The 18,497-nt window shown below is 71.3% G+C and carries 18 protein-coding genes; 9 read left to right on the top strand and 9 right to left on the bottom strand.

What is annotated here, in order from left to right:
- Positions 1-14: 14 nt before the first annotated feature.
- Positions 15-1,169, top strand: coding sequence for a homogentisate 1,2-dioxygenase (locus ACIA5C_RS25950; RefSeq protein WP_396058933.1), 1,155 nt, complete (start codon positions 15-17; stop codon positions 1,167-1,169).
- A 39-nt stretch (positions 1,170-1,208) separates the two neighbouring features.
- On the opposite strand, the gene ACIA5C_RS25945 is transcribed toward ACIA5C_RS25950, so the two are convergent.
- Positions 1,209-2,417: a chitosanase gene (locus tag ACIA5C_RS25945; protein ID WP_396058931.1), complete on the bottom strand. Its 1,209-nt coding sequence runs from the start codon at positions 2,415-2,417 to the stop codon at positions 1,209-1,211.
- A gap of 193 nt (positions 2,418-2,610) precedes the next feature.
- Between ACIA5C_RS25945 and ACIA5C_RS25940 the strand changes: the two genes are divergently transcribed.
- From ACIA5C_RS25940 to ACIA5C_RS25930, 3 genes are read left to right on the top strand one after another with little or no spacing between them, the layout of a single operon-like run.
- Positions 2,611-3,786: an ROK family protein gene (locus ACIA5C_RS25940; protein ID WP_396058929.1), complete on the top strand. Its 1,176-nt coding sequence runs from the start codon at positions 2,611-2,613 to the stop codon at positions 3,784-3,786.
- 23 nt (positions 3,787-3,809) lie between these two features.
- Complete coding sequence (locus tag ACIA5C_RS25935) at positions 3,810-5,075, top strand: 6-phospho-beta-glucosidase (protein ID WP_396058927.1); 1,266 nt, start codon at positions 3,810-3,812, stop codon at positions 5,073-5,075.
- Positions 5,072-6,085 carry an N-acetylglucosamine kinase gene (locus tag ACIA5C_RS25930; RefSeq protein WP_396058925.1) on the top strand — a complete coding sequence of 338 codons (1,014 nt, stop codon included), beginning with the start codon at positions 5,072-5,074 and terminating at the stop codon, positions 6,083-6,085. The genes ACIA5C_RS25935 and ACIA5C_RS25930 overlap by 4 nt, the downstream gene beginning before the upstream one ends.
- Positions 6,086-6,219: 134 nt before the next feature.
- On the opposite strand, the gene ACIA5C_RS25925 is transcribed toward ACIA5C_RS25930, so the two are convergent.
- From ACIA5C_RS25925 to ACIA5C_RS25910, 4 genes are all read right to left on the bottom strand, one after another.
- Positions 6,220-7,392, bottom strand: a complete 1,173-nt coding sequence (locus tag ACIA5C_RS25925; protein WP_396058923.1) for a hypothetical protein — start codon at positions 7,390-7,392, stop codon at positions 6,220-6,222.
- Positions 7,393-7,463: 71 nt separating this feature from the next.
- Positions 7,464-7,955, bottom strand: coding sequence for a 2-C-methyl-D-erythritol 2,4-cyclodiphosphate synthase (gene ispF / locus ACIA5C_RS25920; protein ID WP_396058921.1), 492 nt, complete (start codon positions 7,953-7,955; stop codon positions 7,464-7,466).
- A 6-nt stretch (positions 7,956-7,961) separates the two neighbouring features.
- A complete protein-coding gene (gene ispD / locus ACIA5C_RS25915) occupies positions 7,962-8,654 on the bottom strand; it encodes a 2-C-methyl-D-erythritol 4-phosphate cytidylyltransferase (protein ID WP_396058919.1) in 693 nt (230 codons plus the stop codon).
- Between the two features lie 46 nt (positions 8,655-8,700).
- Positions 8,701-9,186, bottom strand: a complete 486-nt coding sequence (locus ACIA5C_RS25910; protein WP_026206027.1) for a CarD family transcriptional regulator — start codon at positions 9,184-9,186, stop codon at positions 8,701-8,703.
- 333 nt (positions 9,187-9,519) lie between these two features.
- Here ACIA5C_RS25910 and ACIA5C_RS25905 point away from each other — a divergent pair, with 333 nt between their 5' ends.
- The gene (locus tag ACIA5C_RS25905) at positions 9,520-10,305 is read left to right on the top strand and encodes a hypothetical protein (RefSeq protein ID WP_396058917.1); all 786 of its coding nucleotides are present in this window, start codon (positions 9,520-9,522) and stop codon (positions 10,303-10,305) included.
- 34 nt (positions 10,306-10,339) lie between these two features.
- Here the strand turns inward: ACIA5C_RS25905 and ACIA5C_RS25900 are convergent, their stop codons facing one another.
- The 4 genes from ACIA5C_RS25900 to ACIA5C_RS25885 are packed head-to-tail and all read right to left on the bottom strand — an operon-like array spanning position 10,340 to position 13,744.
- A complete protein-coding gene (locus ACIA5C_RS25900) occupies positions 10,340-10,795 on the bottom strand; it encodes a DUF6023 family protein (RefSeq protein WP_396058915.1) in 456 nt (151 codons plus the stop codon).
- Complete coding sequence (locus tag ACIA5C_RS25895; RefSeq protein WP_396058913.1) at positions 10,792-11,859, bottom strand: type III polyketide synthase; 1,068 nt, start codon at positions 11,857-11,859, stop codon at positions 10,792-10,794. Before ACIA5C_RS25895 ends, ACIA5C_RS25900 begins: the two co-directional genes overlap by 4 nt.
- A 23-nt stretch (positions 11,860-11,882) precedes the next feature.
- Entirely contained in the window at positions 11,883-13,037 is a 1,155-nt protein-coding gene (locus tag ACIA5C_RS25890) for an acyl-CoA dehydrogenase family protein (protein WP_396058911.1), read from the bottom strand.
- Positions 13,034-13,744, bottom strand: a complete 711-nt coding sequence (locus tag ACIA5C_RS25885) for a methyltransferase domain-containing protein (RefSeq protein WP_396058909.1) — start codon at positions 13,742-13,744, stop codon at positions 13,034-13,036. The genes ACIA5C_RS25890 and ACIA5C_RS25885 overlap by 4 nt, the downstream gene beginning before the upstream one ends.
- A gap of 47 nt (positions 13,745-13,791) precedes the next feature.
- Here ACIA5C_RS25885 and ACIA5C_RS25880 point away from each other — a divergent pair, with 47 nt between their 5' ends.
- The 4 genes from ACIA5C_RS25880 to disA all read left to right on the top strand — a co-directional run bounded on the left by ACIA5C_RS25880 (position 13,792) and on the right by disA (position 18,172).
- Positions 13,792-14,619: a UbiA family prenyltransferase gene (locus ACIA5C_RS25880; RefSeq protein ID WP_396058907.1), complete on the top strand. Its 828-nt coding sequence runs from the start codon at positions 13,792-13,794 to the stop codon at positions 14,617-14,619.
- A gap of 82 nt (positions 14,620-14,701) precedes the next feature.
- Positions 14,702-15,463: a hypothetical protein gene (locus ACIA5C_RS25875; RefSeq protein ID WP_396058905.1), complete on the top strand. Its 762-nt coding sequence runs from the start codon at positions 14,702-14,704 to the stop codon at positions 15,461-15,463.
- A gap of 29 nt (positions 15,464-15,492) precedes the next feature.
- Positions 15,493-16,914 (top strand): DNA repair protein RadA, encoded by a 1,422-nt coding sequence (gene radA, locus ACIA5C_RS25870; RefSeq protein WP_396058903.1) that lies wholly within the window; start codon positions 15,493-15,495, stop codon positions 16,912-16,914.
- 73 nt (positions 16,915-16,987) lie between these two features.
- Positions 16,988-18,172, top strand: coding sequence for a DNA integrity scanning diadenylate cyclase DisA (gene disA, locus ACIA5C_RS25865; protein WP_396058901.1), 1,185 nt, complete (start codon positions 16,988-16,990; stop codon positions 18,170-18,172).
- Positions 18,173-18,497: the final 325 nt, after the last annotated feature.

Genomic DNA, 18,497 nt, shown 5'->3' with positions numbered 1-18,497 from the left:
CGTGGGAGGCGACGATGCCGTACTACCGCAGCGTCGGGGAGGTGCCCCACAAACGGCACACCCAGTTCCGGCGCCCCGACGGGGGTCTCTACTCCGAGGAATTGATGGGTCAGGAGGGCTTCTCCTCCGATTCCTCGCTGCTTTATCACCGTCATCCGCCGACCGCGATCGTCTCGGCCGAGGTGCACGAGCCGGCCCCGCACAAGCAGTCGGCCAACCTGCCGCTCAAGCCGCGGCACCTGCGCACGCACAAGCTCGACCACGGTTCGGCCGACGCGGTCCTCGGCCGGCAGCCGCTGCTCGCCAACAACGACGTCCGTATCGGCTACGTGGTGGCCGACCAGCCGTCGCCGCTCTACCGCGACGCGATCGGCGACGAGTGCCTCTACGTCGAGGAGGGCAGCGCGACCGTCGAGACGACGTTCGGCGCGCTGACCGTCGGCACCGGCGACTACATGATCATCCCGACGTCGGTGGTGCACCGGATCGTGCCCGACGGCCCGGTCCGCCTGCTCACGATCGAGGCGACCGGCCACATCGGACCCCCGAAGCGCTACCTCTCGGTGCGCGGCCAGTTCCTGGAGCACGCGCCCTACTGCGAGCGCGACCTGCGGGCACCGTCGGCACCGTTCCAGAGCGACGAAACCGACGTCGACGTCTACGTGAAGCACCGCGCCGGCTGGACCCGGCACGTCTACGCGCACCACCCGTTCGACGTGGTGGGCTGGGACGGCTGCCTCTACCCGTGGGCGTTCTCGATCCACGACTTCGAGCCGATCACCGGGCGTGTGCACCAGCCGCCGCCGGTGCACCAGACGTTCGAGGGGCCCAACTTCGTGGTCTGCTCGTTCGTGCCGCGCAAGGTCGACTACCACCCGCTGGCGATCCCGGTGCCCTACAACCATCACAACGTCGACTCGGACGAGATGATGTTCTACACCGGCGGCAACTACGAGGCTCGCCGCGGATCCGGCATCGAGCAGGGGTCGATCTCGCTGCACCCGTCCGGGTTCACCCACGGGCCGCAGCCGGGTGCCGTCGAGCGGGCGATCGGGGCCGAGGCGTTCGACGAACTGGCGGTCATGGTCGACACGTTCCGGCCGCTCGATCTGTGCGACGCCGCCGTCGAGGTGGAGGACACCGCGTACGCCTGGACCTGGAACCGCTGAGCGGAAGGGGAGCCGGCAAGCCGGCTCCCCTCAAGATTTTTACCCGATGTGGTACGGGTCGCCGTAGGTCTGGAAGTCCAGCGGCGTGTTCAGGTCGAGGTTGCCGGCGTTGAGGAACACCCGCTGCTCGGTGTCGACACGCGAGGTGTCGTCGTGGGCAGCTTCCTTCTTCATCTCGATCACGCGCTCGTTCAGGTACGCCTGGAGGTACGCGGTCTCGTTGCCACCCTGGGACGGCGGCTTCGCGTCCTTGATCGCCCGGGCCCGGATCTGCTGCTCGCCGTCGAAGCCGTGCATGACCGCGGCGTCGTAGTAGGCGAACTGGCCGAGCGCCCGCAGGCCGTCCGCCTTGGCCTGGTTGACCGCCGGGGTGAAGTAGGTGTCGTCTCGCTCTTTGTCCTGCGCGGCCTGGAACACCGGGTCGGCCGCCGCGGTCTTCCAGTCCTTGGTGAAGTTGGGGTCGAGCCCGGTGTGCGAGTCGGTGTTGTTGACCTTCTGCAGCGCCGGCAGGTACTTGGCGAGCACGTTGCCCGGCTCGGTCCTGGTGTACGCCTGCACCAGTTCGAGCATGTCGCCGGTGCCGGAGCAGAAGCCGATGATGCCGGCCGTGTAACCGCGGCCGTCACCGATGTCCTCGATGTACTTGTACTGGGCCTTCCAGTCGAGCGACGAGTTCTCGGCCGCCGAGACGAGTTCCATGGCGACCTCCTTCTTCGCCGGGTCGCTCAGGTCCTTGCCGGACGGCGCACTCGAACTCGGCGGGGTGGTTGTAGTGGTGCCCATGCTCCAAATCTGGTTGGTCGTGCCGCCGCATGTCCAGATCTGGAGGCGGGCGCCGTTGGCGGTGCTTTTGTCGACGACGTCGAGGCACTTGCCCGAACCCGAGTTGATCAGCTCGCCGCTGGAGGCCGTCCACTTCTGGGCGCCGGTGCTGTTGCAGTCGTAGAGCTGAATCTTGGCGCCGTTGGCGACGGACGCGCTGGTCACGTCCAGGCACTTGCCCGAACCGGCATTGACCAGTGCACCGCCGGACAAACTCCACTGCTGGGCGGCCGAGCCGCTGCAGGTGTTCATCTGGGTGGCGGTGCCGTTGGCGGTGGCGCCGCCGGCGACCTCGACGCACTTGCCGCCGAGGCCGGTGATCGGGGCGCCGGCGGCGGCGCTGGCCGGGAGCAGACCGTAGATCACGGCTGCACCGGGGACGACCAGACCACCGAGGGCATAGACGAACGTTCTCCTGCGAATCATGGCGCTCCAGTCGAGGGGGATGGGGGAAGGGCGCGCGCGATGGGCTGAGACGTTAGAACAGTTAAATAGGTTTATCAATCCCCGTCGATCACGGGCATCTAGGCTGATCGGGGCAGGCCTTGACACAGACGGGTGGCCTGCCTAACGTCCGAGCAAACTGTTAGGCAGTTTGCCAATCTTCAAGGGAGCTCCTGTGACGCGTCTCGCCGGCTCGTCCAAGCTGCTCCGCGCCATGAACGAGAGCGCGGCACTGGCGCACCTACTCGAGCCGGGCATGCTGACCCGGGCTGACCTGCGCAAACTGACGGCGCTCTCGACGCCGACCATCTCCGAGGTGCTGCGCCGGCTCACCGACGCCGGCTTGGTCACCGTGGTCGGGCACAACAGCGGCCGGCCCGGGCCCAACGCGGAGATCTACGCCGCCAATCCGGACGCCGCCTTTTCGGCGGCTATTTCCGTACGCGACATCGGGGCCAGCGGCTCGCCCTCGGTCGCAGCGGCGCTCTGCGACCTCACCGGTGCCGTGCGCGCCCGCCTCGAATCGCCGATCGACTTCCTGGTCACCGACCCCAAGACCGCGATGCTGCAGGTCGTCGTCCAGCTGAGCGAGCAGGCCGGGGTGCCGGCCGAACGCATCCGGCACGTGCAACTGGGCGTTGCCGGGTCGTACGACACGCGCACCCAGACCATCCACCACGTCGACGTGCCCGGCTTCGGCGCAACGGGCCTGGTGCCCGAGATCGCCGAGGCGCTCGGCACCCACGTCGGCGTCGACAACGACGTCAACCTGGCCGCGGTCGCCGAGCGGCGCCGGGGCGTCGGGCGCGACACCGACGGGTTCGCCCTGCTCTGGCTCGGTCAGGAAGGCCTCGGCCTCGCCATCGACATCAACGGGCAGCTCCTGCGGGGTGCCCGGGGTGGTGCCGGTGAGATCGGCTACGTCCCGCTTTATGCGCCGGACGACACCGGGCGCAAGCTCGATCTGCAGGACCTGTTCGGCGGTGCGGCCATCCTCGACCTGGCCCGGGAGTGCGGGGTCTCCGGGCGTACGCCCGCGGAGGTCGTCGCCACCGCCTCCGCCCTCTCCGCCGGCGACTTCCTGCCTCGGCTCGCCGATCGCATCGCGATCGGTCTGGCCGCCGTCATCGCCGTGCTCGACCCCTGGATGGTCGTGCTGGCCGGCCCGATCGCGCAGGCCGGCGGCGAGACGCTGCGCGGCGCGGTGGCGACCGCGATCCAGCGCGCCGCCCCACTCGAGGGCTCCATTGCCATCACCGGCCTGGACGACGACGCAGTGTTGCTCGGCGCCCTCGACGCGGGTCTCACCGCAGTACGCGAGACGCTCATCGGCGCGATCCGCGATAGTTGATCCATCTCTGATAGGTGCAAAACATGAAAATCGCGGTCATCGGTGGCGGATCGACATACACGCCCGAGCTCGTGGACGGGTTCGCCCGCCTCCGCGACTCCGGCCTCGACGTCGACGAGCTCGTGCTGATCGACCCGGCCGCCGAACGGCTGGAGATCGTCGGGGCGTTCGCCGCCCGGATCTTCAACCAGTACGGCCACCCCGGCAAGGTCACCTGGACCTCCGACCTCGACGCCGGGGTCACCGACGCCGACGTCGCGGTCATCCAGCTGCGGGTCGGCGGCCAGCAGGCCCGGATCACCGACGAGACGTTCCCGCTCGAGTGCGGCTGCATCGGCCAGGAGACGACCGGTGCGGGCGGGCTGGCCAAGGCTCTGCGTACAGTCCCGGTCGTTCTGGACGTCGCCGACCGCATCCGGCAGCGGGCCAAGCCGGGCGCCTGGATCGTCGACTTCACCAACCCGGTCGGCATCGTCACCCGCTCGCTGCTCGACGCCGGCCACAAGGCGGTCGGCCTGTGCAACGTGGCGATCGGCTTCCAGCGGCGCTTCGCCGGCTACCTCGGCGTCGACCCGTCCGCGGTCGTGCTCGACCACGTCGGCCTCAACCACCTGACCTGGGAGCGCGGCGTCTACGTCGACGGCGTCGACCACCTGCCGGCCCTGCTCGCTGAGCATCTGCCCGAGTTGGCGGCCGAGGTCGACGTGTCTCCGCTCGTCCTGGAGACGCTCGGCAACGTCCCGTCCTACTACTTGTCGTACTTCTACGCCCACGACCGGCACGTCCGCGAAGCCATCGGCGTGCCGACCCGCGGCCAGCGGGTAGCCGAGATCGAGGCGACGCTGCTCGAGATGTACCGCGACGTGTCCCTGGTCGAGAAGCCCGCCCTGCTCGGCGAGCGCGGCGGCGCCTACTACTCGGAGGCCGCGGTCGGCCTGATCGCCGCCCTCAACGGCCTCGAGCCGGACGGCGTCCACTCCGTCAACGTCCGCAACAACGGCACCCTGCCCTTCCTCTCCGACTCCGCGGTCATCGAGGTCTCGGCCCGGGCCGGCCTCGACGGCCCGGTCCCGCTGGCGGTCAACCCCCTGGCGCCCGACCTCGCCGGCCTGGTCGCGCACGTTTCCGGGTACGAGGAACTGGCCATCGACGCCGCCCTGCGCGGCGGCCGCAACCGGGTCTACCACGCGCTGCTCGCCCACCCGCTGATCGGCCAGCACGAGTACGCCGACGCATTGGCCGACAAGCTGATCGCGGCCGGGCGCGAGCACCTCGCGTGGGCGAAATGAGCGTGTACCTCGCGATCGACGGCGGGAACTCCAAGACCGACGTGGTGCTGGGCGACTCCGACGGCCACGTCCTCGGTTTCGTCCGCGGCGGCACCTCGTCGCCGCACCAGGTCGGCCTGCCCGGCACGGTCTCGGTCCTCGACGCCCTGATCCGGGCCGCGCACGCCGACGCCGGATTGCCGTTCGGCACCCCGATCGACCTGCTGACCGTCTACCTGGCCGGCGCCGACCTGCCGATCGAGGTGCAACGCCTGCACGACCTGGTGTCGGCACCCGGCTGGGCTCGCCGGTCCATCGTGGACAACGACTGCTTCGCCCTGCTCCGCGCGGGCACCTCGATGCCCGACGCGGTGACGGTCGTCTGCGGTGCCGGCACCAACTGCGTGGGCGTCACGGCCGACGGCCGCACCGCCCGCTTCCTGGCCCTGGGCCCCATCTCCGGCGACTGGGGCGGCGGCCACGACCTGGCCGAGTACGCCCTCCGCTACGCCTGCCGGGGCGAGGACGGCCGCGGCACCCCGACCGCGCTGCAGGCGGCGGTGGCCGCACATTTCGGTCTGCCCACAGTGGAGGCGGTCAGCATCGGCCTGCACTTCGGCGAGATCCCGATGGAACGCATCCCGGAACTCGCCCCGGTCCTGTTCGAGGTGGCCGCGGCGGGCGACGAGGTGGCAACCTCCCTGATCGAGCGCCAAGCCGAAGAGGTCCTGGCCCAGCACCGGGTCGCGGCCACCCGGCTCGACCTGCTCGACAAGCCGCACGCGCTGGTCCTCGGAGGCGGGGTGCTCCGGGCCCGCCACCCGCAGCTGGAGAAGCTGATCGACGCGGGTGCCCACGCCACAGCGCCCCAGGTTTCGATCTCGGTGCTCGACGCACCACCGGTAGCCGGCGCGGCCCTGCTCGCCCTGGACGCGCTGGGCGCGACCGCAGCGGAGTCAAAGCTGCGCACCGAGATCCGCTCCCGCGAGCCGGAGTCGGCGGCCGTGCCGCTGGAGGCCGTAGCCGACTGACGTCCCCCGCCCGCCCGGCCGCTTGGCCCACGCGAATGGCGGGAGTAGTGGGTCACCGGCCTGAATGGCCCGCTGGTCGGGGGGCGGCCAGGCTGAGGGCGGGACGCCGGGGCAGCGGGGCGGTGATCCGCGGATCAGACGGCGCGATTCCGGGTCGTCAGGACGATCATCTCGGCGGCGGCCGCCAGCACCATGCCGGCGACCAGCGGAACGACCCCGCCGACGAACGTGTAGATCAGCAGCAGGATCGGCGCCGCGAAGGTCAGGTAGGTCGCCCAGGCCAGCGACCGATGGTGCCCCCGCAACCGGGCCAGCGCGGCCGCCAACGGCTCGGGCAGCTTGCGGTTGAGCCAGAACGTGACGCCGCCCAGGATCAGCAGGCCGATCAGCGCCGCCCACACGCGCGAGATGCCGTCGCTGGCCAGCGACATCGCGGCGGCGATCACGGCCGCGACCAGGGTCCAGTTGGCGCCGTAGAGGACGGCCTGCCGCGCGGTGGCGACGGTCTCGCCGGAGGGGTCGAGCACCGGGCCGGCCGGGACGCTCACCGGCGGCTCGATCCAACTGGCCGACGACGGAGCGGCCGGCACGTCCGGCAGCGGGCGGTCGGGCGCCTGGTAGGGACGCGGGAACGGCTCCGGGTAGGGGGTGTCCTCGATCGGCTGCGGCTCGGCGGGCAGGGAGGCCTGGTCGGCCAGGCTCTCCAGGGACTGCGCCCACCGGCGCCTCTCCAACCGCACGATGCCGGCGTCCCGCTGGGCCTCGCCGACCGCGGGATCGAGGTCGAGCGCCTCGGCGTACGCCCGCTGGGCCAGGTCGAACAGCCGCAGCCGGGCCGCCACCACGGCCAGCACCAGGTGCGCCTCGGCCTCGGCGGGCGCGACGCGTACGCCGTTCCACGCCGCGTTCAGCGCGTCCTGCCCGTTGCGCGACTCGCTGAGCAGGGCGGCGCCGGTGCGCTGGGCGTAGGCGTCGGTCGGCCAGTTGCGCAGGATGTCGACGGCGACCTGGGCCGCCTCGGTGTAGCGCCTCGAATCGGTGAGCGCCATGGCCCGGACCACGAGCGTGTGCAATATCGCCGGGGCGGCCGCGTTGGCCCGGTCGGCGGCCCGCAGCGCCTCGCCGGGCTGTTCGGCGATGAGGTGGATGCGGGCCAGGGTGGCCAGCAGGTTGGGCTCCTCGGGGGCCGCGTCGAGCCCGGCCGCGATCTCGCCGGCCGCCTCGTCGTAACGCCCGAGATCGGCGAGCAGCAGGGCACGCTGCCGGTACTCCTCCGGCGTCGTCTCTGGCTCCAAGGGCGCGGCCACGCGTCGAGCGTAGGCCGCCGACGCGAACCTCCGCGGCCCGGGTGGTCAGCAGCGATCCGGGCTCCCGCCGATTACGACAATCCGGCCGCCGGCCGCCGGATGATCAAGGCGATCGCGGTCGCGGCCAGGCCCTCCCCGCGTCCGGTGAGGCCCAATCCGTCGGTGGTCGTGCCGGAGACGGTGACCGGTGCGCCGACGGCCGCCGAGAGGGCCTCCTGGGCCTCGGCCCGGCGCTTGCCGATCTTGGGATGGTTGCCGATCACCTGGATCGACACGTTCCCGATCTCGTACGCGGCGGCACGCACCAGCCGCGCCGTCTCGGCGAGCAGTGCAACCCCCGACGCACCGGCCCACTCCGGCCGTGAGGTGCCGAAGTTGCTGCCCAGATCACCCAGCCCGGCCGCAGCGAAGAGCGCGTCGCAGGCGGCATGCGCAGCCACGTCACCGTCGGAGTGCCCGGCCAGGCCGTCTTCGCCCGGCCAGAACAGGCCGGCGACCCAGCACGGCCGCCCGGCCTCGAAGGCGTGTACGTCATTGCCGATGCCGACCCGCTGATCACTCACAGGGGGTCACTCTAGGTGGAGCAGCGCCTCGGCCAGTACGAGGTCGAGGGGGCGCGTGATCTTCAGCGCGAGTTCCGAGCCGGGGATGCAGGTCACCGGTAGCCCGGCCTTCTCGACCAGGCCGGCGTCGTCGGTGAGCGGGTCGGTCGCGGCCGCGTGGGCCGCCGCCAGCACGGTGTGCCGGAACCCCTGCGGCGTCTGCACGCTGCGCAGAGCCGCTCGATCAACGGTCCCCACGACAATCTCGGCGGGGTCGACCTCTTTGATGGTGTCGACGACCGGGAGGACCGGGATCACCGCGGGCGCCCCGGCGCGTACGGCCGCCGCTACCGCCTCGATCAGGGCGGGCGGGGTCAGGGAACGGGCCGCGTCGTGCACCAGCACGATGCCGATCTCGGGCGGCACCTGGGCCAGGGCGATCGCCACTGATTCCTGCCGCTCGGCGCCGCCGGCCACGACCGTGACGGGCGCGATGGGGGCGAGCAGGGAACGCACCGCCGCGACGTCGGCGGCCGGTGCGGCAACCACGATCTGCCGCACCGAGGAGGCCGCGGCGACGCGGCGGATCGCGTGAACCAGGAGCGGCTCACCGGCGAGAAGCCGCAGGGCCTTCGGGCCACCGGGACCGAGCCGCAGCCCGGCACCCGCGGCCGGAACGAGGACCGCGACGTCACCCCGAGCATTAAGCTGCGCGGTCACGTCGCGGTCCTTGTGAGGTTTAACCGGGAGGGATGGTCAGGCTTGCTCAGGCCTCGGTGAGGACCTTGTCGAGGAGAACCTCAGCCTCGTCCTTGGTGCTCTTTTCCGCCAGAGCCACCTCGCCCACCAGGATGTCGCGGGCCTTGGCGAGCATGCGCTTCTCTCCGGCCGAGAGACCACGCTCGCGCTCACGACGCCACAGGTCACGAACGACCTCGGCGACCTTGAGCGGGTTGCCAGATGCGAGCTTCTCCAGGTTGGCCTTGTAACGCCGTGACCAGTTGGTCGGCTCCTCGGTGTGCGGAGCGCGGAGGACGTCGAAGACCTTACCCAGGCCTTCCTCGCCAACCACTTCGCGCACGCCGACGATCTCGGCGTTCTCAGCGGGCACCCGAACGGTCAGATCACCCTGGGCAACGCGCAGAACGAGATACTGCTTCGGCTCGCCCTTGATGACCCGTGTTTCGATTGCCTCAATGAGTGCGGCCCCGTGGTGGGGGTAAACAACGGTCTCGCCGACACTGAAAACCATAGGTTCGAAGCCCCTTTCGCTGTGTCTAGGGTAACACGCCCAGGCAGCGATGTCCCGCCCTGCCGGTGACTGTTAGTGCAGCTCAGAGGCCCTGTGACAGGGCTTTCTCGGGCTTGACAGGAGCGCCACAAGCTGCCTCAGTAACGCAAAGTGACGAAAGCGTGACCGCTATGGTCAGCGAGTCGGTTATTTCGTACTTACGGCGTTTGTGTGGTCAAGCTTATCGCTAAGGTCCGCAAGCGCGCACTACTGGCGGTCGGGCGCGGGTTAAGGGAGGCTGGGATCTGGATTCCCCGACCGGAACGCTCTATCGGCAAGGGGGGAGGGTGAGTCATGGCTGGTGCGCACGATAACGACGGCAATTCGCCGGACGATCTGCCTGACCTCCCCGAGGAGTGGGGCGTCATCGTCATCCCCGACGACTTGTCGGAACTTGCGGATGAAGTCGAGGCGGTCCGCGCTGAGATCCGGCAGACCGATCGATCCGACCGCTGGCGCCGCCTGTTCGACCGGCCCGGCCTCCGCCAGCTGCGTCAGGTCGGCCTCGCTCTCCTGCGCGCCCCGGTGCTGATCATCTCGATGGCCGTTCTGGTGACCGTGGCCAGCCTGTTCGCCTCGGCGTGGCCCGGCCCGCCCCGGCAGCCCGTCGTCCAGCGCACCAACGACGAACACCACGACTCGCTGCCCGCCCTCGACCTGGTCGGCGACGACGGCCGCACAGTACCGCTACGGGCCAAACTGCCGGCCGTCATCCTGGTCACCGACGGCTGCGACTGCGCCGGCCTGATCTCCGCGACCGCCGCCGCGGCCAAGGACCGCCCGCAGCTCGCGATCATCGTGATCGGTGCCGCCCTGAGCAGCGCCGCGAGCAGCAAGCCGACCGGCAGCAAGGCCGGGCAAAATACTCCGGCCACGCAGACCACTCCGCACAGTTCGACCAGCCCGGCCGTCGAGGTCCTGCACGACCCGCCGAGCACCGATGTGCGCGCACAGCTCAAGCTCGGGCAGCCCGACGGCACCGCCGCGGCGCTGTTCGTCGACAGCAAGGGCCTGATCGTGAAGACACTCGGGCGGACCGCCTCGGTCGGAGAGATCCAGCCCTACCTGGCACGGATCTGAAAGAACAAGAGAGCGAATCTGACGGAAGAAGAGGTCAGTCCCCGATCCGGACGACCGAGTAGCGGAAGACGACCGGGCTCGACCCGGTGACGTTCAAGTTCATGTGCAGGTGGTCGACCAGGAACACCTCGAAGTGGGTCGGCGCCTGAACGTCGGTGCAGTGCAGCCCGCGGCCCGAGTCGTCGACCGTGCCCAGGCTGACCCGCACGATTGTCTCCGACTCCCCCACGCACACCACCGAGACCCGCTGGTTGCCCGTGTCGACGGGGGCGTCGACCTGCCGGCCGGCGCCCGCACCCAGCTCGATCGTCTTGGTCGCCTCGGCGCCCGGCGGTTCCGGAAGCAGCCGCTCGGCGGCCACGGTCCACCGCGCCAAATCGGGGTCGTTCTGCGGCGGAGGCTCGGCCCGGACCCACCACGTCCCACCGGCGACCAGCAACAGCGCGGCACCGGCATAGAGCACGGCGCCCCGGGCACGCTCGCTGGTCACACCGCGACTCTAGATGTCTCGAGCAGCGCTCCGTACAGGGTGAGACCGGGCCCGAAGGCCAGCATCACCACCCGCCGCGGCGGCGCCGGGCGCCGCCGCAGCTCTTCCAGCACCAGCAGGACGGTGGGTGAGGAACAGTTCCCGTACGCCGAGAGCACCTCCCGCGACGGCGCGAGTGCCGCATCGCCGAGCCCGAGCTGCTCCTGCACGACATCCAGGATCTTGGGACCGCCGGGGTGGACCGCCCACCCGTCCACCTCGCCGATCGTCAGCCCGTGCCGCCCGAGCAGGTCGTCGACCAGAGCGCGGACGTGCAGCGAGAGCACCTTGGGGACCCGCGGCGAGAGGCCCATCCGGAATCCGAGGTCGGTCACGTCCCACGTCATGTGGTCGGCCGTCGTGGCGTCGGTGACGGCGGCGATGTCGGTCACCGCGTACCCGAGACTCGCGTCCCCCGGCGTGAGCACGACGGCGGCCGCCGCGTCGCTGAAAAGCGCGTGCGAAACGATCTGTTGAATGTCCATGCGGGTGGTCGGCGGCTGGAGGTGCAGGCTGGTCAGCTCGGCGCAGAGCAGCAGCGCCGGCTGCCCGTGCGCGACCACGAAGTCGGCCGCGGTGGCCAGCCCGGGCAGTGCGGCATAGCAGCCCATGTGACCGACGAACAGCCGGCGGACGCCCGGCGACATGCCGAGGTCACGGGCCAGCAGGATGTCGAGGCCGGGGGTGGCGTAGCCGGTGCACGAGCAGACCACGAACAGCCCGATCTCGTCGGCGGCCAGCCCGGCGTCGGTCAGCGCCCGGCCGACCGCCTCCTTGCCCAGCGGCATCGCCTCGACCTGGTAGCGGCGCATCCGACGCTCGGTCGACCACTCCGACACGTCCTCGATCAGCGGGTTGAGGGCGGCCTGCCGGGTGCGCACGCCCGAGTTGGCGAAGATCCGCCGGGCCAGCCCCCGGCGGTCGTCGGCGAAGCGACGAGCGAAGAAGCCGTCCCAGACGTCGTCCTGCACTACCGGGGGTGGCAGCGAGATACCCAAGCCGGCGATGATCGCGTTCCGGTCCACTCGTGCCTCCCTAGGAGCACCCGCTACCAGCGGGGCGCTGTGCCGTCGCTGTCCGGGTCGCCGCCCAGCGCCTCGACGCCGAGCCAGTCCGCGCAGACGTCACTGGTGGCCGGCTGCAACGATCCGGCGCGGGCGTCCCGATAGAGGCGTTCGAGGGGGTGGCCGCGGCGCATCGCCGAGGTGCCGGCCGCCTCCAGCATCGATGCGGCGACCTCGGCCGCGGTGGTGCCGGCGAGCAGCTTGGCCCGCCACACCCAGCGGTTGGTCTCGGCCTCGCCGGGCGCCTCGTCGACCCGCCGGGCCGCCTCCATGACCGCGAGGTGGGCAGCGGCAACCGCGGCGTCGGCCCGCCCGATGCGGGCGCGGACGGCCGGCAGGTGGCCGAGTTTGCGCTCGTTGACGTGGTCGACCGCGGCGTCGACGGCGGCCCGGGCCACGCCGACGTAGACCGCGGCATAGCTGGCCACCATCCAGTGCGGCGCCAGCTGGGCGACCAGCAGGGCCAGGCCCTCGACCCCGCCGAGCAGGGCCCCGGACGGGACGGTCACGTCGACGTGCAGGTCGTGCGAGCCGGTCGCCCGCATGCCGAGGGCGTCCCAGGTCGGCTCGACGGTCACGCCGTCGCCGGACGGAACCAGGAACTGGGAGACCTGGGTGGGATCGCTCGCGCTGCGAGCGGCGATGAGGTACGCGTCGGCATGTCCGGCCCCCGAGCAGAATGTCTTCGACCCGGTGATCTGGTAGCCGCCGTCGACCGCCCGGTAGGAGGTCGTCATCTGCGAAAGGCGGGAGCCGGCGCCGCGCTCGCTCATGGCGACCGCGTACCACCGGCCGTCGGCGGCCGCCCGCAGGTAGTCGTCGCGGGCCTTCAGCGCCTCCGGCGGCAGGCTGAGGGCGTCGGCCAGTTCGTCGGTGACGCCGGCCAGCGCGCCGGTCACCGAGGCGTGCATGTTGAAGATCAGGGCGGTGGCGCCGTTGCCGCGGGCCAGTTCGTAGGCGATCGCGGCGTAGTCGGCGAAGCCCGCTCCGGCACCCCCGAGACGGGCCGGGGCCATCAGGCCGAACAGACCGGAGCGGCGCAGGTCAGCGAAGTCGTCGGCCGGGAACGAGCCGTCCCGGTCGTGGCCGGCCGCTCGCGCGGCGAACCGGGGTGCGAGCCGGCGTGCCTCGTCGATCACGTGGTTTCTCCCTCTTTGCGGCCTTTGCCCTGGTAGAGAACGACGGTGGAGGGAGCGGCCACGATGCGGCCGCCGGGCCTGCGGAGCAGAAGCCAGCGGAACAGCCCGGTGGCGGTCGGGCGTACGCCGCGCACGTGCAGGCGTACGCCGTGCCGCTCGAACTCGGCACTCAGACGCTTCGGGGCGACGAACAGGGCGGGGTCGTGCAGACCGATCGGGGCCACCCCGAACCATTCCCCCGCGGTGACCGTGATGAATCGGCTCACGGCTGTCGCATTGACTGTGTCGAGCACCACCAAACCTCCCGGGCGTAACACGCGACACAGTTCGGCCACGGTCGCGGAGAGGTCGGAGACGTGCTCGAGGATCTCCCCGGCCGCGACCACGTCGGCACTGCCGGAGGCGAACGGCAGCGCGGTCACGTCCCCGCAGATCGGCTCGACGCCGTGCGACGCCGCCGTGACGAGGCCGGCGACCCGCACGTCGACGCCGATGTGCCGGTAACCCTTGCCGGCCAGATGGGGCCCGAGCAGGCCGCCGCCGCAGCCCGCGTCGATCAGGAGCGCGTTCGGCACAGCGGCCGGCGGGATCAGGGCGGCGCGGGCGGCGGCGAGCCAGTGGAGCAACTCGAAGTCGCCGGCCGGGCGCCACCACTCGGCGGCGAGGTCGTCGTACTGACGCGGATCGTTACGCATCATCGACGACATGTGATCGAGCGTGGCACGACCGGTGCACAACCACCACACTTGCGGTCATGAAGCGCGCGCTCGCCTTGCTCCGCTCCTCGCATCCCGAGCCGGGCGGGGCGGTGACGGTCGCCATGACATTGCTGGCGGTCGGGGCCGGGCACCGCGGATGGGCGCTGGTCGGGATCTTCTGCGCGGTCGGCGCCACCCAACTCGCCGTGGGCTGGGTCAACGACTGGCTCGACGCGGATCGCGACCGGGAGTCGGGCCGCCGCGACAAGCCCGTTGCCTCCGGGGAGGTCTCCCGGCGTACGGTCGGGGCGGCGGGCCTGATCGCCGCCCTGGCCATTCCGTTGTTCGGTCTTCCGTTCGGAGCGACCGCGACGATCCTCATTTCGCTGGTCGGCATCTTCGCGCTGCTCTACGACTGGCCGCTGAAGTCCACGGTGTTCTCGGTCGTGCCCTACCTGGTCGCGTTCGGTCTGCTGCCGGCCTTCGTGGTGGTCGCGCTGCCCGGGCATCCGGCGCCACCGTCCTGGCTGATCGCCGCGGGCGCGCTGCTCGGCGGCGGGGCACACTTCGCCAACGTGCTGCCCGACCTGGCCGACGACGCGGCGACCGGGGTGCGCGGCCTTCCCCATCGCCTCGGCGCGCTCGGCTCCGCCGTCGCCGCCGCGGTGCTCCTGGTGGGAGCCACGCTCACGCTGGTCTTCGGGCCGCCCGGGCCGCCGTCGTGGGCGGGCTGGACGGCGGCCGCGGCCACCGTCGTGGTCCTTCCGCTCGGGGCGTACGCGTTCCGGCGCGCCGAGGGACGGGGCGTGGCGATGTTCCGCGCGGTGATCGTGGTGGCGCTGATCGACGTCCTTTTGCTGATCTTCAGTGGCCGCGTGGTGTGAATGGACGGGTCGGCGCACGAGCCGGATCACGGACCTCTAGGCTGAGCCTCACGCAGTTGGCGTCTTTGGTTGGAGGATCCTGATGCGCTCCCTGGGCAGAGTTCGACCGTCGGCCGGCCGCACCGCACAGGTCGCGGGTGCTGCCACGGTCGCCGCGCTCGCCCTTGCTGGGTGTTCGGCCGGGCAGACCGCCGAGACCAGCATTCTCCAGACGCCAGTCTCGGGCATCAACACGGCCAGCCCCGACGGCGGCCTGCAGATCCGCAACCTGCAGGTGGTCTACAAGGACCCCGCGGGTTACCCGGCCAACAGCAGTGCCCCGCTCGAGGTCAGTCTGTTCAACCAGACCCAGCAGGAAATCACCGTCACGATCACCAGCAAGCCACAGCAGACCGTGACCGACGGCATCGTCTCCGCCCAGCAGGTCGGTCTGACCGGGCCCGCGCCGACCCCGTCGTCGAGCATCGCCTCCGGGCCGGTCGGTGGCGGCGACACCTCACCAAGTTCCCCGCCCAGCGCGGGCACCTCGGGTGAGGTCAGCCCGCCGGCCAGCGCCCCGTCGGCGCTGCCCACCGACACGGCCACCCCGCCACCCGCGTCCGCACTGTCCCCGGCCAAGTTGACCATCCCGGCGCTCGGCTCGCTGACGTTCCTTCCGGGCGGCCAGACCGGCCTGATCGCCTCCGGCCTGAGCGACAGACTGGCCCCGGGCTTCTCGCTGGCGCTGACCGTCCAGAGCAGCACGAGCGCCACCCCGATCGACGTGCTGGCCCCGGTCTCGATCCCGCTGTCGCCCGCGTCGCGCGGCCCGGCCGTCGAGGGCGAAGACTCCGAGGGCGAGTAATTGTCATACCCTCCGGCTAGCTTGGCCGAGTGACTACCTCCCGCAGTGCCACCAAGGCCGCCCGGCCGACGTATGTCTGCGACGCCTGCGGGCATCAGCCTCCGAAGTGGCTGGGCCGCTGTTCGGAGTGCAACGAGTGGGGCTCGATCATCGAGTCCGCGGTCACCTCACCGCTCGGTGCCGGCCGGGTGGTCAGCTCACGCATGCCTTCCGAGCCGGCCCGGCCGATCGCGACGATCAGCGCGGCCCCGGCCAAGGCCGTCCCGACCAACGTCAGCGAACTCGACCGGGTGCTCGGCGGCGGACTCGTGCCGGGCGCGGTGGTGCTGCTGGCCGGTGAGCCGGGCGTCGGCAAGTCGACGCTGCTGCTCGACGTGGCCCAGCAGTGGGCCGCCGGAGCCGGCACACCGTCGCTCGTGGTCAGCGGCGAAGAGTCGGTGAGCCAGGTGCGGTTGCGGGCCGAGCGCCTAGGCGCCCTCCACGACAAGCTTTATCTGGCGTCCGAGAGCGACCTCGGCGCCGTGCTCGGTCACCTCGACGCGGTCAAGCCCGGGCTGCTCGTGCTCGACTCGGTGCAGACCATCTCGGCCCCCGGCACCGAGGGCGTCCCCGGTGGCGTCACCCAGGTGCGGGCGGTCACCTCGGCGCTGGTCGGCGTGGCCAAGGAACGCGGCATCGCGACCGTCCTGGTCGGCCACGTCACCAAGGACGGTCAGGTCGCCGGCCCCCGCGTGCTCGAGCACCTGGTCGACGTCGTGCTCCACTTCGAGGGCGACAAACACTCCTCCCTGCGCCTGGTCCGCGGGGTGAAAAACCGCTACGGCGCGGCCGACGAGGTGGGCTGCTTCGAGATGCACGAGGGCGGCATCACCAGCCTCGCCGACCCGTCCGGCCTCTTCCTCACCCGCTATCAGGAACCCGTTCCCGGCACCTGTGTGACCGTCGCGATGGAAGGCCGCCGCGCCCTGGTCACCGAGGTGCAGGCGCTGATCGGCGCCGAGGTGCAGGGTTCGCCCCGGCGCACGGTGTCCGGCCTCGACAGCGCCCGGCTGGCCATGGTGCTCGCCGTGCTCGAACGCCGCACCAAGCAGCTCAAGCTCTACAACCGCGAGGTCTTCGCGGCCACCGTCGGCGGCATTCGCCTCGTCGAACCCTCCGCCGACCTGGCCATGGCCCTGGCCGTCGCCTCCGGCGGCCTCGACCTGGCGATGGCACCGGGCCTGGTCGCGATCGGCGAGGTCGGGCTGACCGGCGAGATCCGGCGGGTCGGCGCGGTCGGGCGGCGGCTGGCCGAGGCGGCCCGGCTCGGCTTCAAGGTCGCCCTGGTGCCACCGGGCGGCGGACCCGAGACCGGCAGCGTCCCGCGGGGCATGCAGGTGATCGAGGTGAGCGATCTGCGGTCGGCGCTCCAGGCGGCCGCCCGGGCCTCCGCTTCGCATGACCGCACGTAACAATTCATTACGCTACGGAGCATTCATCGAACCGCGCGTCGTTGCGCTGGATGACAGTCCGTAGAATGTACAGGTGCCGCTCGACCGCGATGGTTCCAAGCCTGCCGCCAGCCCGACGCCGCGCCCCGGCATCAACGGGTCGGGGCACCGTGCGACGACCTCCTCCAGTCCCGGCCTCACCGGGGGCGGCGTGAGCGCCGACCCGCTGCGCGCCAACCTCGCACTCATGGCCCCGGGCACCGCCCTGCGCGACGGCCTCGAACGCATCCTGCGCGGCCGCACCGGCGCGCTGATCGTGCTCGGCCACGACCCGGTCGTCGAAAGCATCTGCACCGGCGGCTTCACGCTCGACGTCGAGTTCTCCGCGACCCGGCTGCGGGAGCTGTGCAAGATGGACGGCGCGGTCGTGCTCTCCAGCGACGGCACCCGCATCGTCCGGGCCGCCGTCCACCTGATGCCCGACCCGTCGATCCCGTCCGAAGAGTCCGGCACCCGCCACCGCACCGCCGAACGGGTCGCCAAGCAGTCCGGCTTCCCGGTCATCTCGGTGTCACAGTCGATGCGCATCATCGGGCTCTACGTGAACGGTCAGCGCCACGTCCTCGACGACTCGGCCGCCATCCTCTCCCGCGCCAACCAGGCGCTGGCCACGCTCGAGCGCTACAAGCTGCGCCTCGACGAGGTGTCCGGCACCCTCTCCGCGCTCGAAATCGAAGACCTGGTCACGGTCCGCGACGCGGTCGCCGTGGTGCAGCGCCTCGAAATGGTCCGCCGCATCGCCGACGAGATCTCGGGCTACGTGGTCGAGCTGGGCACCGACGGCCGCCTGCTCGCCCTCCAACTCGACGAGCTGATGGCAGGCGTCGACGCCGACCGCACCCTGGTCATCCGCGACTACCTGCCCACCGGCCGCAAAGCCCGCACCCTCGACGAGGCGCTGGTCGAACTCGACCTGCTGAGCGCCACCGAAATGATCGACCTGGTAGCAGTGGCCAAGGCAATCGGCTACCCAGGCGCTTCGGATGCCCTCGACGCGGCGGTCTCACCCCGCGGCTTCCGCCTGCTGGCCAAGGTCCCCCGCCTGCCGGCCCAGATCGTCGACCGCCTGGTCGACCACTTCGGCAGCCTCCAGCGCCTACTCGGCGCCACAGTCGAAGACCTCCAGGCCGTCGACGGCGTCGGCGACGCACGCGCCCGGGGCGTACGCGAAGGCCTCTCCCGCCTGGCCGAGGCTTCGATCCTCGAGCGCTACGTCTGAGCCCGGGCCGCCGCGCCACCTCTGAGGCCAGTCGCTGCACTACAGCCAAGGGCCCTGCCTCGCCTCCTACGTCCGGGGCTCCGCGCCCGCGGCCTGCTACGTACGTCTAAGGGCGGCCCTGCGCCACCACGTCTGTGCGCCCCCTGCTACATCTGACGGTCCCGCCGCGCCACCTTTTGACGGCCCGCCGCGCTGCGGCAGAGGGCGCCGCGCTACCACGGCTGAGAGCCTGCCCTCCGTACGTCTGACGGCCCCGCCGCGCCCGACCGCCCGACCGCCCCGCCGCGCCCGACCACCCCGCCTAACCGCCGCGCCTCGCCGCGCC

This window comes from Actinoplanes sp. NPDC051343, from assembly GCF_044455125.1.
Taxonomy (GTDB): domain Bacteria; phylum Actinomycetota; class Actinomycetes; order Mycobacteriales; family Micromonosporaceae; genus Actinoplanes.
Note: the sequence above shows the minus strand (reverse complement) of the source record. Positions and strands in the feature narration are given on the sequence as shown.

Excerpts from the sequence above, each read along its gene's own strand:
- ACIA5C_RS25950 (WP_396058933.1), top strand. The coding sequence starts at position 15 with ATGCCGTACTACCGCAGCGTCGGGGAGGTGCCCCACAAACGGCACACC.
- ACIA5C_RS25945 (WP_396058931.1), bottom strand. The coding sequence starts at position 2,417 with ATGATTCGCAGGAGAACGTTCGTCTATGCCCTCGGTGGTCTGGTCGTC.
- ACIA5C_RS25935 (WP_396058927.1), top strand. The coding sequence starts at position 3,810 with ATGAAAATCGCGGTCATCGGTGGCGGATCGACATACACGCCCGAGCTC.
- ACIA5C_RS25930 (WP_396058925.1), top strand. The coding sequence starts at position 5,072 with ATGAGCGTGTACCTCGCGATCGACGGCGGGAACTCCAAGACCGACGTG.
- ACIA5C_RS25910 (WP_026206027.1), bottom strand. The coding sequence starts at position 9,186 with ATGGTTTTCAGTGTCGGCGAGACCGTTGTTTACCCCCACCACGGGGCC.
- ACIA5C_RS25905 (WP_396058917.1), top strand. The coding sequence starts at position 9,520 with ATGGCTGGTGCGCACGATAACGACGGCAATTCGCCGGACGATCTGCCT.
- ACIA5C_RS25885 (WP_396058909.1), bottom strand. The coding sequence starts at position 13,744 with ATGTCGTCGATGATGCGTAACGATCCGCGTCAGTACGACGACCTCGCC.
- ACIA5C_RS25880 (WP_396058907.1), top strand. The coding sequence starts at position 13,792 with ATGAAGCGCGCGCTCGCCTTGCTCCGCTCCTCGCATCCCGAGCCGGGC.
- ACIA5C_RS25875 (WP_396058905.1), top strand. The coding sequence starts at position 14,702 with ATGCGCTCCCTGGGCAGAGTTCGACCGTCGGCCGGCCGCACCGCACAG.